The organism is Pseudomonas asgharzadehiana (genome assembly GCF_019139815.1).
In the GTDB taxonomy this organism is placed as follows: Bacteria; Pseudomonadota; Gammaproteobacteria; order Pseudomonadales; family Pseudomonadaceae; genus Aquipseudomonas; species Aquipseudomonas asgharzadehiana.
Map to the genome: position 1 here is coordinate 852,349 of NZ_CP077079.1, position 14,179 is coordinate 866,527.

The 14,179-nt window shown below is 61.9% G+C and carries 15 protein-coding genes; 5 read left to right on the forward strand and 10 right to left on the reverse strand.

Going from position 1 to position 14,179, the window contains the following annotated elements; all coding sequences use genetic code 11:
• Positions 1-89: 89 nt before the first annotated feature.
• Positions 90-503 carry a hypothetical protein gene (locus KSS96_RS03765; RefSeq protein WP_017526382.1) on the reverse strand — a complete coding sequence of 138 codons (414 nt, stop codon included), beginning with the start codon at positions 501-503 and terminating at the stop codon, positions 90-92.
• A 359-nt stretch (positions 504-862) separates the two neighbouring features.
• On the opposite strand from KSS96_RS03765, the gene KSS96_RS03770 reads away from it, so the two are divergent.
• Positions 863-2,932, forward strand: a complete 2,070-nt coding sequence (locus tag KSS96_RS03770) for an AsmA family protein (protein WP_217855739.1) — start codon at positions 863-865, stop codon at positions 2,930-2,932.
• Between the two features lie 115 nt (positions 2,933-3,047).
• On the opposite strand, the gene KSS96_RS03775 is transcribed toward KSS96_RS03770, so the two are convergent.
• Positions 3,048-3,578: a ferritin-like domain-containing protein gene (locus KSS96_RS03775; RefSeq protein WP_017526380.1), complete on the reverse strand. Its 531-nt coding sequence runs from the start codon at positions 3,576-3,578 to the stop codon at positions 3,048-3,050.
• Positions 3,579-3,754: 176 nt separating this feature from the next.
• On the opposite strand from KSS96_RS03775, the gene KSS96_RS03780 reads away from it, so the two are divergent.
• Positions 3,755-4,645: an esterase/lipase family protein gene (locus tag KSS96_RS03780; RefSeq protein WP_017526379.1), complete on the forward strand. Its 891-nt coding sequence runs from the start codon at positions 3,755-3,757 to the stop codon at positions 4,643-4,645.
• On the opposite strand, the gene KSS96_RS03785 is transcribed toward KSS96_RS03780, so the two are convergent.
• Positions 4,626-5,516 carry a DMT family transporter gene (locus KSS96_RS03785; RefSeq protein ID WP_065879431.1) on the reverse strand — a complete coding sequence of 297 codons (891 nt, stop codon included), beginning with the start codon at positions 5,514-5,516 and terminating at the stop codon, positions 4,626-4,628. The genes KSS96_RS03780 and KSS96_RS03785 overlap by 20 nt on opposite strands.
• Before the next feature lie 119 nt (positions 5,517-5,635).
• Here KSS96_RS03785 and KSS96_RS03790 point away from each other — a divergent pair, with 119 nt between their 5' ends.
• Both KSS96_RS03790 and KSS96_RS03795 read left to right on the forward strand, forming a co-directional pair.
• The gene (locus KSS96_RS03790; RefSeq protein ID WP_017526377.1) at positions 5,636-5,935 is read left to right on the forward strand and encodes a PsiF family protein; all 300 of its coding nucleotides are present in this window, start codon (positions 5,636-5,638) and stop codon (positions 5,933-5,935) included.
• A 148-nt stretch (positions 5,936-6,083) separates the two neighbouring features.
• Positions 6,084-7,097 (forward strand): AI-2E family transporter, encoded by a 1,014-nt coding sequence (locus KSS96_RS03795; RefSeq protein WP_017526376.1) that lies wholly within the window; start codon positions 6,084-6,086, stop codon positions 7,095-7,097.
• A gap of 116 nt (positions 7,098-7,213) precedes the next feature.
• On the opposite strand, the gene KSS96_RS03800 is transcribed toward KSS96_RS03795, so the two are convergent.
• Positions 7,214-8,482, reverse strand: a complete 1,269-nt coding sequence (locus KSS96_RS03800) for an Hsp70 family protein (RefSeq protein ID WP_017526375.1) — start codon at positions 8,480-8,482, stop codon at positions 7,214-7,216.
• 239 nt (positions 8,483-8,721) lie between these two features.
• On the opposite strand from KSS96_RS03800, the gene KSS96_RS03805 reads away from it, so the two are divergent.
• Positions 8,722-9,660, forward strand: a complete 939-nt coding sequence (locus tag KSS96_RS03805; protein ID WP_017526374.1) for a DnaJ C-terminal domain-containing protein — start codon at positions 8,722-8,724, stop codon at positions 9,658-9,660.
• A 42-nt stretch (positions 9,661-9,702) separates the two neighbouring features.
• Here the strand turns inward: KSS96_RS03805 and ureC are convergent, their stop codons facing one another.
• The 6 genes from ureC to KSS96_RS03835 all read right to left on the reverse strand — a co-directional run bounded on the left by ureC (position 9,703) and on the right by KSS96_RS03835 (position 14,149).
• A complete protein-coding gene (gene ureC, locus KSS96_RS03810) occupies positions 9,703-11,403 on the reverse strand; it encodes an urease subunit alpha (RefSeq protein WP_017526373.1) in 1,701 nt (566 codons plus the stop codon).
• A gap of 66 nt (positions 11,404-11,469) precedes the next feature.
• Positions 11,470-11,775, reverse strand: a complete 306-nt coding sequence (locus KSS96_RS03815; RefSeq protein WP_017526372.1) for an urease subunit beta — start codon at positions 11,773-11,775, stop codon at positions 11,470-11,472.
• Positions 11,772-12,305 (reverse strand): GNAT family N-acetyltransferase, encoded by a 534-nt coding sequence (locus KSS96_RS03820; RefSeq protein ID WP_068936064.1) that lies wholly within the window; start codon positions 12,303-12,305, stop codon positions 11,772-11,774. Before KSS96_RS03820 ends, KSS96_RS03815 begins: the two co-directional genes overlap by 4 nt.
• A gap of 5 nt (positions 12,306-12,310) precedes the next feature.
• Positions 12,311-12,823, reverse strand: a complete 513-nt coding sequence (locus tag KSS96_RS03825; RefSeq protein WP_217855741.1) for a GNAT family N-acetyltransferase — start codon at positions 12,821-12,823, stop codon at positions 12,311-12,313.
• 9 nt (positions 12,824-12,832) lie between these two features.
• Positions 12,833-13,135, reverse strand: coding sequence for an urease subunit gamma (gene ureA, locus KSS96_RS03830; RefSeq protein ID WP_003171437.1), 303 nt, complete (start codon positions 13,133-13,135; stop codon positions 12,833-12,835).
• Between the two features lie 174 nt (positions 13,136-13,309).
• Complete coding sequence (locus KSS96_RS03835) at positions 13,310-14,149, reverse strand: urease accessory protein UreD (RefSeq protein ID WP_017527908.1); 840 nt, start codon at positions 14,147-14,149, stop codon at positions 13,310-13,312.
• Positions 14,150-14,179 lie beyond the last annotated feature (30 nt).

Sequence of the window (14,179 nt, forward strand, 5' to 3'; positions counted from 1 at the left end):
TCGAACTTGACGCAGGCAGGCGTGATGCAGGTTACAAAAAGTCAAAAGCCCGATCGACTGATCGGGCTTTTTTCTGGGCCACCACCGGGTTAGCTCTGTGCTTGATGCAGGTCTTGCAGGCGGTCGGCACCACCTTCGGCGATACCTTGGGTGTAGGCACGGTCGTTGGCTTGTTCAGCGCCGCCTTCGGCGACAGCGTTGCGTTCTTGCAGGCGATCAGCGCCACCTTCAACCAGACCTTTCTCTTCCAGGCGGTTGCGGCCGTTTTCGGTCAGGCCTTCGGTGTAAGCGCGTTTGTTGGCGTTGTCCGAACCGTTTTCAGCGACAGCGCCTTTAGCGTAGTCACGGTTCTCGTCTTCTTGGGAGCCGCTGCGAGCCAGGGTCTGGTTGAAGTGCGCGGCGTCGGCTTTGACTTGTGGAGTGACCTGTTCGGCGGCCGGCAGGGCAAAGGCACTGGAAGCCAGGATGGACAACAGGACGGTAGCGAGTACTTGGCGTTTCATGATGGGTTGCTCCTTGGGAGGGCGATAAAGTGGGTACGGGGCTAATGCTACTCTCGATAAGTCGATATAAAAGTTCATAAACACAATGGTAATAATCAACAGAATTGATTGTTCTCGGCGAGGGCTCTAGGACGCGGCTCTCAAGCACGCGGTTTTGCACCGGGGTGGGTATTTTCGACACAACGCTGGGTAACAATGGTGCGCCGTTGATGCGCGAATTTGTCCGGTTGATCAGAAAAATGCGTGTTTTCAGTTAAATTCGCCGCTGCGTTAAACCCCCTGGCGGTTTGCCAGTCGTAGCTTTATAAAGCTGTCCCAATGGCTGTGACCCAGCCAGTCGTATTCAGGAGTCCTGTGCAATGACGCGCACTCGTAAAATCGTCGCTTGGAGCTGCGCCAGCTTCGTTCTGTTAATCGCTGTGGTCGTGCTGGTTCTGATGTTCTTCGACTGGAACCGCATCAAACCGCCCCTCAATGCCAAAGTTTCCGAAGAGCTGCACCGCCCGTTCGCCATCAATGGCAACCTGGCCGTGGTGTGGCAGCGCGAGCCCAATGAAGGCGGCTGGCGTGCCTGGGTGCCGTGGCCCCACGTGATTGCCGAAGACCTGACCCTGGGCAACCCCGACTGGTCGAAAAAACCGCACATGGTCACGCTGAAAAAAGTCGAACTGCGCGTCTCGCCCCTGGCCCTGCTGGTGCAGCGCGTGGTGATCCCGCGTATCGACCTCACCGAACCGAGTGCCGAACTGCAGCGCCTGGCCGATGGCCGCGCCAATTGGACCTTCACGTTCGACCCCAAGGACCCGAACGCCGAACCCTCCAACTGGGTGGTGGACATCGGCGCCATCGGTTTTGACAAGGGCCATGTGACCCTCGACGACCAAACCCTCAAGACCCAACTCGATGTGATCATCGACCCGCTGGGCAAACCCATCCCGTTCGGCGAAATCGTCGGCGATGCCGATGCCAAAAAAGCCCTGGAAAAAGGCGCCGCGCCCCAGGACTATGCCTTCGGCCTCAAGGTCAAAGGCCAATACCACGGCCAGAAACTCGATGGCGCCGGCAAGATCGGCGGCCTGCTGGCCCTGCAGGACGCGACCAAGCCGTTCCCCCTGCAAGCCCAAGTGAAGATCGCCGACACCAGCATCGCCCTGGCCGGCACGCTGACCGATCCGCTCAACCTCGGCGCCCTCGACCTGCGCCTGAAACTGGCGGGCGCCAGCCTGGGCAACCTGTACCCACTCACTGGCGTGACCCTGCCGGATTCCCCGGCGTATTCCACCGACGGCCACCTGATCGCCAAGCTGCACGAGGCCGGCGGCGCGTCATTTCGCTATGAAAACTTCAACGGCAAAATCGGCAACAGCGACATTCACGGCAACCTCGCCTACCTGGCCAGCCAGCCGCGGCCCAAGCTCAGCGGCGCCTTGGTGTCCAACCAACTGCTGATGACCGACCTTGCGCCCTTGATCGGCGCCGATTCCAACGCCAAGCAAAAAGCCCGTGGCGGTGAAAGCAAACAGCCCGCGACCAAAGTGCTGCCGGTAGAAGCGTTCCGCACCGAGCGCTGGCGCGACATGGATGCCGATGTGGAGTTCACCGGTAAACGCATCGTGCACAGCGCCGACTTGCCCTTCACGGACCTCTACACGCACCTGGTGCTCAACGATGGCGAACTGAGCCTGGAACCGCTGCGCTTCGGCGTGGCCGGCGGCAAGCTCGATGCGCAGATCCGCCTGAATGGCCGCCTCACGCCGATGGAGGGCCGCGCCAGGCTCACCGCGCGCAACTTCAAGCTCAAACAACTGTTCCCGACGTTCGAACCGATGAAGACCAGCTTCGGTGAACTCAACGGCGACGCTGATATAACCGGGCGCGGTAACTCGGTGGCGGCGCTGCTGGGCAGCGCCAACGGTGACCTGAAGATGCTGATCAACGATGGCGCCATCAGCCGTGGCCTGATGGAAATCGCCGGGCTCAACGTGGGTAACTACGTGGTTGGCCGCCTGTTCGGCGACAAGGAAGTGAAGATCAACTGCGCGGCGGCGGACTTCGGCATCAAGACCGGCCTGGCAACCACACGGCTGTTTGTGTTCGATACCGAGAACGCCATCATCTACATCGACGGCACCGCGAACATGGCCAGCGAGCAACTGGACCTGACCATCACCCCCGAATCCAAGGGCTTTCGCCTGTTTTCGCTACGCTCGCCGCTGTACGTGAACGGGCCGTTCATCAAGCCCAATGCCGGGGTCAAAGCCGTACCGTTGATGCTGCGTGGCGCCGGCATGGTAGCGCTGGGAGTGATCGCGGGGCCGGCGGCGGGGTTGCTGGCGCTGGTAGCACCGAGTGGGGATGTGCCGAACCAATGCGCGCCGTTGCTGCAACAGATGAAGGAAGGCAAGGCGCCGAAAACCGTGAAGGGCTGACTGACCAAACGCAGCTTTAAATGTGGAAGGGGGCTTGCTCCCGATAGCGGTGGGTCAGTGCCGGGTGTACTGACTGACCCACCGCTATCGGATGCAAGCCTCCTCCCGTACGGGTTTACAGGTCCTGCAGGATGTCCGCCATGTCATCGGCGTGCTCTTCTTCCTGGGCCAGGATGTCTTCGAAGATCCGGCGCGTGGTCGGGTCTTTATCACCGATGTACTGGATGATTTCGCGATAGCTGTCCACCGCGATGCGCTCGGCCACCAGGTCTTCGAAGACCATTTCCTTCAAGGTATTGCCCGCAACGTATTGAGCATGGGAGTTCTGGGACAGCAGGTCGGGGTTGAACTCCGGTTCGCCGCCCAACTGCACGATGCGCTCGGCCAGTTTGTCGGCGTGTTCGGCTTCCTGAGTCGCGTGTTCGAGGAATTCATTGGCGGCAACGCTGGCTTTCAGGCCGTTGGCCATGAAGTAGTGACGCTTGTAGCGCAACACGCACACCAGCTCGGTGGCCAGCGACTCGTTGAGCAGGCGGATGATTTCCTGGCGGTCGGCGTCGTAGCCTTCGGTCACGGCGCCGTTTTCGACGTTCTGGCGGGCGCGGCTGCGCAGGGTGGCAACGTCGGTCAAATGTGCTTCAGTCATCTCGATCTCCTGGGGCTAATCCGGTTGGGTGCCACGCTCTGGCGGCGTGATCACTGCAAGTTGTGAGTCCCAGGCAACGCAAAAAGTTTTATCGGATTTGTCTACAGGTGTCATGAGTACGTAGCCGCAGACGGCTACGCTGCACTGACTCCTCCTTGATCAGGGACGTTCGCTTCATGTCGCAGTCGTTAGCCACGCGTTATCCGCTGGTGCTGGTGCCCGGCATGCTCGGGTTTGTGCGCCTGGGGTTCTTCCCCTATTGGTATGGCATCGTCCCGGCACTGCGCGCCGGTGGAGCCCAGGTATTCCCGGTGCAGGTGGCGCCGCTGGACTCCAACGAAGTGCGTGGCGAGCAGTTGCTGGTGCACATCGCGCAGATCCGCCGCGACACCGGCTTGGATAAGGTCAACCTCATCGGCCATAGCCAAGGCTCACTGACCGCGCGTTATGCCGCAGCCAAGCGGCCGGAGTGGGTGGCGTCGGTGACGTCGGTGGCCGGCCCCAACCACGGTTCAGAGTTGGCCGACCATATCCATGCCCACTACCCCGTCGAGGGCGCCAAAGGCCGCCTCATGAGTGCGCTGTTTCATCTGGTTGCCTGGCTGATGGGCGTGCTGGAAACCGGCTATCGCGGGCCGCGCTTCAAGGCAGACTTGCACGCATCGCACCTGTCGCTGACCAGCGCGGGCGTAGCGCTGTTCAATCGCCAGTACCCCCAGGGGCTGCCCGACACGTGGGGCGGGCAGGGCGCGGAGCTGGTCAATGGCGTGCGCTATTACTCGTGGTCGGGCACGTTGCAGCCAGGCACCACTGACCGTGGCCGCAACCTGTTCGACGGTACTAACCGCAGCTGCCGCTTGTTTGCCCGCAGTTTTGTGCGCGAAAAAGGCCAGTGCGACGGCATGGTCGGGCGCTACAGCTCGCACTTGGGGCGGGTGATCGGTGACGACTATGCGCTGGACCATTTCGATATCGTCAACCAGTCCTTGGGGCTGGTGGGCAAGGGCGCCGAGCCGATCCGCCTGTTTGTGGAGCATGCGCAGCGGCTCAAGGCCGCCGGGGTGTAGCGAGTCGAACCGGAGTTGTCCAACGCTCCGACAAAATCACCCCGCCCAGCGTGAGCAAGCCACCTATCAAGTGGTACAGCGCCAATTGCTCCTTCAGCACCACGGCCGCGATCAACGCCGTAATCAACGGCAGCAAGTTGAAAAACAACGTGGTGCGGCTGGGGCCCAGGGTCTTGACCGAGTGCATCCAGGCCAGTGGCGCGAGCATCGATGCCAGCATGCAGGCGTACAGCACCAGCGGAACATTCGCCCAACCCAGGCCTGCCTTGGGCGAGAACACAAACAACGGCAACAGTACCGCCACCGCGACGAGTATCTGCAAGTACAGCAACACCAACGGCGGCAGGCGCAGTTGCCATTTTTTCAGCAGGGTGCTGTAGACCGCATACGCCAGGGTCGCAACCAGCATCATGCCGTCGCCCAGGTTGACCCCATGTTGCAGCAGCGTCCCCAGGCTGCCGGCCGAGACCACCACGGCCACGCCGGCAAACGACAGCACGGCACCGGTGAGTGCGCCGAAGGTCAGGCGCTGGCCGAGGCTGATGATGGCCGCCGTCAGGGCCATCAACGGCATCAGCGACAGGATGATGCCCATGTTGGTGGCGCTGGTCAGCGCTGCGGCGTAATAGGCCAGGCTTTGGTACACGGCCATGCCCAGCACGCCGAGGATCACGATCTTGCCCAGGTTCGGGCGAATGCGGGCCCAGTGGGCGACTACCGGTTTGAGCATGAACGGTGTGAACAGCAGCGCCGCGAACAGCCAGCGGTAAAAACCGATCTCCGAGGGGAAGATCGAGCCGACGGCCAGTTTGTTGACCACGGTATTGCCGGCCCAGATGAAGATGGCCAGCAAGGGATACGCGTATTGCATGACATCGCCGTACAGAGGAATGAACGGGGATTATCCTCTCTTCGTGGGAATGTGTAACAGGATTTGGCTACACTCTGCGAAGGCTGCGCCCCTCGGCGCGGTAACCGGGAGAAAACTCCATGAAGATGTTGCGTGTTCCGTTGATGATGATAGGCCTGCTGCTCTGTTCCCAAGGCTTTGCCGCCACCGCGCAGCAAAACAAAATGACCACCTGCAATGCCGAAGCCACCACCAAGACGCTCAAAGGCGACGAGCGCAAGGCCTTCATGAAAACCTGCCTGTCGGCCCCGGCGGCCAATGACGCCAAGACCCTGACCCCGCAGCAGCAGAAAATGAAGGATTGCAATGCCTCGGCGAAAACCAAGGCGCTGACCGGCGATGCGCGCAAGACGTTCATGAGCACCTGCCTCAAAGGCTGACCCCCTATTTCGCCAACGCTGGAAAACAACTGTGGAAGGGGGCTTGCTCCCTCCCACACTTGATCGGCATTCGCGCCTTCAGCTCTCGCTTGATTTCTTGAACGCTGGCAGACTGCCCATCCTTTAACGCCGTTCGTTTTGAGGCTGTATGCCAACGTTTTCTCAGCGTCCTATGTTGTTGCTGGCCAGCTACATCATCATTTTTGGCGGGTTGCTGCTGGTCCTGCCGCTCAAACTACTGCCTAGCCTGCTGGCCGGCCTGTTGGTCTATGAACTGGTCAACATGCTCACCCCCCAACTGCAACGGCTGATCGAAGGCCGCCGCGCGCGCTGGCTGGCGGTGGCCTTGCTCGGCACCCTGATCGTCAGCGTACTGACGTTGATCTTTGCCGGCGCCATCAGCTTCCTGCTCCACGAAGCCGAAAACCCTGGGGCTTCCCTCGACAAATTCATGGGTGTGGTCGACCGCGCGCGCGGCCAATTGCCGCCGTTCCTCGATGCCTACCTGCCCGCCAGCGCCGCCGAATTCCGCGTGGCCATCGGCGAATGGCTGAGCAAGCACCTGAGTGAACTGCAACTGGTTGGTAAAGACGCGGCGCACATGTTCGTCACCCTGCTGATCGGCATGGTGCTCGGCGCGATCATCGCCTTGCAACGCATCCCCGACCTGACCAAACGCAAGCCCCTGGCCGCCGCGCTGTTCGACCGCCTGCACCTGCTGGTCCAGGCGTTTCGCAACATTGTGTTCGCGCAAATCAAGATCGCCGCGCTCAACACCGCGTTCACGGCGGTGTTCCTCGCCGTGGTACTGCCGCTGTGCGGCATCCACCTGCCGCTGACCAAAACCCTGATCGTGCTGACCTTCCTGCTCGGCCTGCTGCCGGTGATCGGCAACCTGATGTCCAACACCCTCATCACCATCGTCGCGCTGTCGCTGTCGATCTGGGTGGCGGTGGCGGCGTTGGGGTATCTGATCGTGATCCACAAGGTCGAGTACTTCCTCAACGCGCGCATTGTCGGCGGGCAGATCAGTGCCAAGTCGTGGGAATTGTTGTTGGCGATGCTGGTGTTTGAAGCGGCATTCGGCCTGCCGGGGGTGGTGGCGGGGCCGATTTATTACGCGTATCTGAAGAGTGAGCTGAAGCTCGGCGGTATGGTTTAAGCCTTGTGCTGCCTGGGCGCGCCTCATCGGGGGCAAGCCCCCTCCCACCTTTGAATGTGTTCACAAATCAAAATGTGGGAGGGTGCTTGCCCCCGATGGCGTCACACAGGTGAAACTCAGTTCCCGTAGCGCTTGCTCGCCTCAATCGCCAGGCCGCTGCCAATACTGCCAAAAATATTGCCTTCCACATGCCGCGCATTCGGCAGCATCGCCGCGATGCTGTGACGCAGCGCCGGGATGCCGCTGGAGCCGCCGGTAAAGAACACCGTGTCCACCTGCGCCACGCTCACCGAAGCATCGTTGAGCAATTGCGTCACGCTGGCGCGCACGCGTTCGAGCAAGGCGTCGATGGACGATTCGAACAGCGCCCGGCTCAGGTCGACGCTCAGGCCCGCTTCGATACGGTCCAGCGGCACGTGGCGGCGTTCTTCGTGGGTCAACTGGATCTTGGTTTCTTCAACCTCCATCGCCAACCAGTGCCCGGCGCGCTGTTCGATCAGCTTGAACAGGCGGTCGATGCCGCCGGTGTCTTCGATGTCGTAGCGCATGCTGCCCAGGGCCAACTGGGACTTTTGCGAGTACACCGAGTTGATCGTGTGCCACGTGGCCAGGTTCATGTGGTGGCTGGTGGGCATGTAGGCGCCGCTTTTCATGCGGCTGCCGTAACCGAACAGCGGCATCATGCCGGCCAGCGAGAGCTGTTTGTCGAAGTCGGTACCGCCGATGTGTACGCCGCCGGTGGCGAGGATGTCGCTCTGGCGGTTGTCGTTGTGACGACGCTCCGGCGACAGGCGCACCAGCGAGAAGTCGGAGGTACCGCCGCCGATATCGACGATCAGCACCAGCTCTTCTTTTTCGATGGTGGACTCGTAGTCGAACGCCGCTGCGATCGGCTCGTACTGGAACGAGATGTCCTTGAAGCCGATCTTGCGCGCCACGTCGACCAGGGTGTTTTCCGCTTCCTGGTCGGCCATCGGGTCGTCATCGACGAAAAATACCGGGCGGCCCAGTACCACTTCTTCGAACTCTCGGCCGGCGTTGGCTTCGGCGCGGCTCTTGAGTTGGCCGATAAACAGCGCCAGCAGGTCGGTGAACGGCATCGCCGTGCCCAATAGGCTGGTGTCGTGTTTGATCAGCTTGGAGCCCAACAGGCTCTTGAGCGAGCGCATCAAGCGGCCTTCGTAGTTTTCCAGGTACTCGTGCAGTGCCAGGCGACCGTACACCGGGCGACGCTCCTCGAAGTTGAAGAACACCACCGACGGCAAGGTGATCTTGTCGTCCTCCAGCGCGATAAGCGTCTCCTGGCCGGGGCGGATCCAGCCGACGGTGGAGTTGGACGTGCCAAAGTCGATGCCGCAGGCACGGGCTGGGGATGGGTTTTTCATGTCTATCGGGTTCCGGTCGAAAAACGGCCGCGCAGTGTATGCCAGTCGAAGGCGGATGCGTAGGCCGACCATCCGTTAAATCGTGCTTGAAAGTGCGCGATTCGCCCCCACATGTGGTGCATACGGCACGTGCCGATTAACACTGCGACGCACCCCCAGGCCACATCACTCAACAGGTGCAAAACAACGCACGTTGTGCCCCGGGCTGTGCGATCTCGATTAAGGATGGTGAACCGCCGATGGATTTCAAAGACTACTACAAGATATTGGGTGTCGAGCCGAGCGCCGATGACAAGGAAATCAAGGCCGCCTATCGCAAGCTCGCGCGCAAATATCACCCGGATGTCAGCAAGGAAAAAGACGCCGAAGCCAAGTTCAAGGACGCGTCCGAAGCCTATGAGGCGCTTAAAAGCGCCGACAAACGCGCCGAGTACGACGAACTGCGCAAGTACGGCCAGCATGGCCAGCCGTTCCAGGGGCCACCGGGCTGGCAGAGCCGTGGCGGCTTTGGCGGCGGCCAGGACGCGGGCGATTTCTCGGACTTTTTCAGTTCGATCTTCGGCTCGCGCGGCGATGCCTTTGGTGGCGGCCAGCGCCGGCCCACCGGGCGTAAAGGCCAGGACGTGGAAATGCAGCTGTCGGTGTTCCTGGAGGAGACGCTGTCCACCGAGTCCAAGCAGGTCACCTTCCAGGTGCCGCAATACGACGCCTCGGGCCGGCACGTCAGCAACACCACCAAGAGCCTGAACGTGAAGATCCCCGCCGGCGTGACCGACGGTGAGCGCATCCGCCTCAAAGCGCAGGGCGCGCCGGGTATCGGTGGCGGGGCCAATGGCGATCTGTACCTGATCATCAAGTTCGCGCCGCACCCCAAGTTCGAAGTGGACGGTGAAAACCTGATCATCGACCTGCCATTGGCGCCGTGGGAATTGGCGTTGGGCACCGAAGTCACCGTGCCCACCCTCACCGGCAAGATCAACCTCAAGGTGCCGGCCGGCAGCCAGAACGGCCAGCGCATGCGTGCCAAGGGCCACGGTTTGCTGAACAAGGCCGGGCAGCGCGGCTACCTGTTTGTGCAACTCAAGGCGGTCATGCCCAAACAGGCCGACGACGAGACCATCGCGCTGTGGCAGGCACTGGCGAAAAAGGCCAACTTCAACCCGCGCGAAAACTTCTAAGCCCCGGTGGCGAGGGAGCACGCTCCTCGCCACCGGGGTAAGTCAGAACAGGAAGTAACGCTGCGCCATCGGCAGTACGTCAGCCGGTTCACACCACAGCAACACCCCATCCGCCTTGACCTGATACGTCTGTGGGTCGACCTCGATATCCGGCAGGTAATCGTTGTGGATCAGGTCGCTTTTCTGCACGTCGCGACACCCCTTCACCACCGCGATCTGTTTCTTCAAACCCAAGGCTTCCGGCAAGCCGGCCTCCAGTGCGGCCTGGCTGATGAACGTCAGGCTGGTGGCGTGCAGCGAGCTGCCGAAGCTGGCGAACATCGGGCGGTAGTGCACCGGTTGCGGCGTTGGGATCGAGGCATTGGCGTCGCCCATCAGGCTTGAGGCAATCGCGCCGCCCTTGAGGATCAGGGTCGGCTTGATGCCGAAAAACGCCGGGCGCCACAGCACCAGGTCGGCCCACTTGCCCACCTCGATGGAGCCGACGATGTGGCTGATGCCGTGGGTGATCGCCGGGTTGATGGTGTATTTGGCGATGTAGCGCTTGGCGCGGAAGTTGTCGTTACCCGCGCCGTCGCCGGGCAAGGCGCCGCGTTGCTTTTTCATCTTGTCGGCGGTCTGCCAGGTACGCGTGATCACCTCGCCGACGCGGCCCATGGCCTGGCTGTCGGAGCTGATCATCGAGAACGCGCCGAGGTCATGCAGGATATCTTCGGCGGCGATGGTCTCGCGGCGGATGCGGCTTTCGGCGAAGGCCACGTCCTCGGCGATGCTTGGGTCCAGGTGATGGCAGACCATCAACATGTCCAGGTGCTCGTCGATGGTGTTGCGCGTAAACGGTCGCGTTGGGTTGGTTGAGCTGGGCAACACGTTGGGGAAGCCGCAGGCCTTGATGATGTCTGGCGCGTGGCCGCCGCCGGCGCCCTCGGTGTGATAGGTGTGGATGGTGCGCCCCTTGAGCGCGGCGAGGGTGGTTTCGACGAAGCCGGATTCGTTGAGCGTGTCGCTGTGGATCGCCACCTGCACGTCGTACCTGTCGGCGACGCTCAGGCAGTTGTCGATGCTGGCGGGCGTGGTGCCCCAGTCTTCATGCAGCTTCAAGCCGATGGCGCCGGCCTTGACCTGCTCGACCAACGGCTCCGGCAGGCTGGCGTTGCCCTTGCCGGTAAAGCCGATGTTCATCGGGAACGAATCGCTGGCCTGCAGCATGCGCGCCAGGTGCCAGGGGCCCGAGGTGCAGGTGGTGGCGTTGGTACCGGTAGCCGGCCCCGTGCCGCCGCCGATCATGGTGGTCACGCCGCTGGTCAGTGCTTCTTCAATCTGCTGCGGGCAGATGAAATGCACGTGGCTGTCGATGCCGCCGGCGGTGAGGATCATGCCTTCGCCGGCAATCACTTCGGTGCTGGCGCCGATAGCCATGGTCACGCCTGGCTGGATGTCCGGGTTACCGGCTTTGCCGATCGCGTGAATACGCCCGTTTTTCAAGCCGACGTCGGCCTTGACGATGCCCCAGTGGTCGATGATCAGCGCGTTGGTGATCAGGGTGTCGACCACTTCATGGGCAAGCAACTGGCTTTGGCCCTGGCCGTCGCGGATCACCTTGCCGCCACCGAATTTGACTTCTTCGCCGTAGACGGTGAAGTCCTGTTCCACTTCGACGAACAATTCGGTGTCGGCCAGGCGCACCTTGTCACCGACGGTGGGGCCGTACATGTCGGCGTAGGCTTGGCGGCTGATTTTCATAGGGTTGTCCTGAAAAATGTGTGTTGAATATGAGGCCGCTATCGGGGGCTTGCTCCCGATGAGGCCCTAAAGGTCGCCCATGATCCGACCGGCAAACCCAAACACCCGCCGCCCACCACTCAAATCCACCAACTCCACCTCGCGGCTCTGCCCCGGCTCAAACCGCACCGCAGTCCCCGCCGGAATGTTCAAGCGCATGCCCCGGCTGGCGGCACGGTCAAACGTCAGCGCGTCATTGGTTTCAAAAAAATGGTAATGCGAACCCACCTGGATCGGCCGGTCGCCGCTGTTGGCCACGCTCAGGATGATGGTGCGGCGGCCGACGTTGAGTTCGATCTCGCCGGGCTGGATGCGGTATTGGCCAGGAATCATGCAGGTTGCCCCAGGGTTTTGAAGTAGATGGCGGTCGGGCTGTAGCGCCCGTCCGGGCTTTGGCAGTAATCGGGCAGTTCACCGATCTTGGTGTAGCGCAGCGCCTGGTAGAAGGCTTCCGCCGTAGAGCCGGCTTCGGTGTCCAGGTACAGCAGGCCGCGTTTGTGTTGGCGCGCGGCGAGTTCCAGCGCGTGCATCAATTGCTGGCCCAGGCCATGGCGCCGGGCGCTGCTGTGCACCAGCAGTTTTTGCACCTCGGCACGGTTCAGGCCATTGGCTTTCTGGCACAGCGCCAATTGCACGCTGGCCTGCACCTGTTCATCGCGCACCACCACCCACAACAGCAAGCCGGCGTCTTCGATACCGGCTTGCACGCCGCTCAAATAAGCGCGGGCCTGGGCGTCATCGAAGTCAGCCATGAAACCCACCGAGGCGCCATGCTTCACCGCGTCCAGCAACAGTTCGATCAAGCCCTGGCGGTAATGGGCAAAGCTTTCAGCATGGACTCGACGCAGTTGTGCAGCGCTCATCGATCTCACTCCTTGGACGGTTCGGCGCCCGGGTTCAAGGCCAGTTGCATAAAGGTCAGGTCGAGCCAGCGGCCAAACTTGATGCCCACTCGCGGCATCTGCCCGGTGGTGACGAACCCCAGGCGCTCATGCAGGCGGATCGAGGCCTGGTTGCCGCTTTCGATGGCGGCGACCATCACGTATTTGCCGGCGGCGCGCGCGCGTTCGATCAAGACTTGCATCAGGCGCGGGCCCAGGCCTTTGCGGCGCTGGTCGTTACGCACGTACACCGAGTGCTCGACGCTGTAGCGGAAGCCTTCGAAGGGCCGCCAATCGCCGAACGAGGCGTAGCCGGTGACCTCATCGTTTTCCACCGCCACCAGAATCGGGTAGCCCTGGGCCTGGCGCGCGCTGAACCAGGCCTGGCGGTTGGCCAGGTCCACCGGTTGCTCGTTCCAGATCGCCGTGGTGTTGCACACCGCGTCGTTGTAGATGTCGCGAATGGCGGGAAGGTCCTTTTCGGTTGCATCACGAATCATGGCCGGGCCTCAGGCAATCGGTTGGTGGACGGTGACCAGCTTGGTGCCGTCCGGGAAGGTGGCTTCCACCTGGATATCCGGGATCATTTCCGGGATGCCTTCCATCACCTGTTCGCGGCTGAGCAGGGTGGTGCCGTAGTGCATCAGGTCGGCCACAGTGCGGCCATCGCGGGCACCTTCCATCAGCGCGGCGCTGATGTAGGCGATGGTTTCCGGGTAGTTGAGCTTCACACCGCGCGCCAGGCGACGCTCGGCCACCAGGCCTGCGGTGAAGATCAACAGCTTGTCTTTTTCCCGTGGGGTGAGGTCCATGGTTCAAGGTCCTTTAAATGCATTCTTAAATACAGTGGAGATCAAATGTGGGAGGGGCGGTGCGACGATTCGACTTGCTCCCGATGGCGATGGATCAGTGACAGATTTATTGCATGACACTCAGCTATCGGGAGCACGTCGAATCGTCGCACCGCCCCTCCCACATTTTGATCTTCATGTGCTCCAGATTCGTGGTGCGACGGCTTCGCGCCCAAGTGCCGCCGGACGCAACAGCCGCCATAAATCAATCAACCATCCCCGCGCCAGCAGCGCTTCACCGGCCAGGCAACGCGCCACCAGCAAGCCGGGCAGTTGGGTCAGGTCGCCGCGTACGGCGTTCGGCAGCGCGCGACATTGTTCAAGCAACTGAGCAGGGATGTCGCCGGTGACCAGCAATGTGGCGAACACCGGTTGCCCATCCAGTCCGATCGGTGAGTCGAGCAAGCCATCGCCGCCGACGATGCGCTGGCGTTCATGCCAGAGCAACCGACCGTCGCGGCGGATATCCAAATGGGCTTGAAAATGGCCCAGGTCGAAGCGCTCGCCACTGGCTGGGCGACCCAGGGCGACCACATCCCAGTAGAACAGGCGGGCGTCGCCTTGCAGGTCAATGCGCGTGGTGAGTTCGGCCTGGGCGGCGCTGAATACGATGGTTTCCTGGGGCAGCCATTCCAGCGTGGCGCCCGCTGCGACGCGCAGGTCGAGGTGCTGATACGCAGGGCCCTTGGCGCGATACCACTTGGCTGCGCCGGGGCTGGTCAATTGGGCCCAGGCACCTTCGGCGACATGGGCGCTGATAGCCAGGCGATCCCCGCCGGCAATGCCGCCGGGCGGGTGCACGATGATGTGCTGGCACACCTCGGGGCCTTCGGCATACAGGTGCTTTTGCACGCGCAGCGGGCCGAGGTGGCGGCGCATCACCGGGCGCGTGGTGTCGCCGAAACGCGCGTAGCCGAGTTCCAGCTCGGCGTGCCAGCTGGGGGTGAACAAGGCAGAGGAAACGGGCAGGTTCATGGTTGGGTGCTTATCGTCAGGACGCTACAG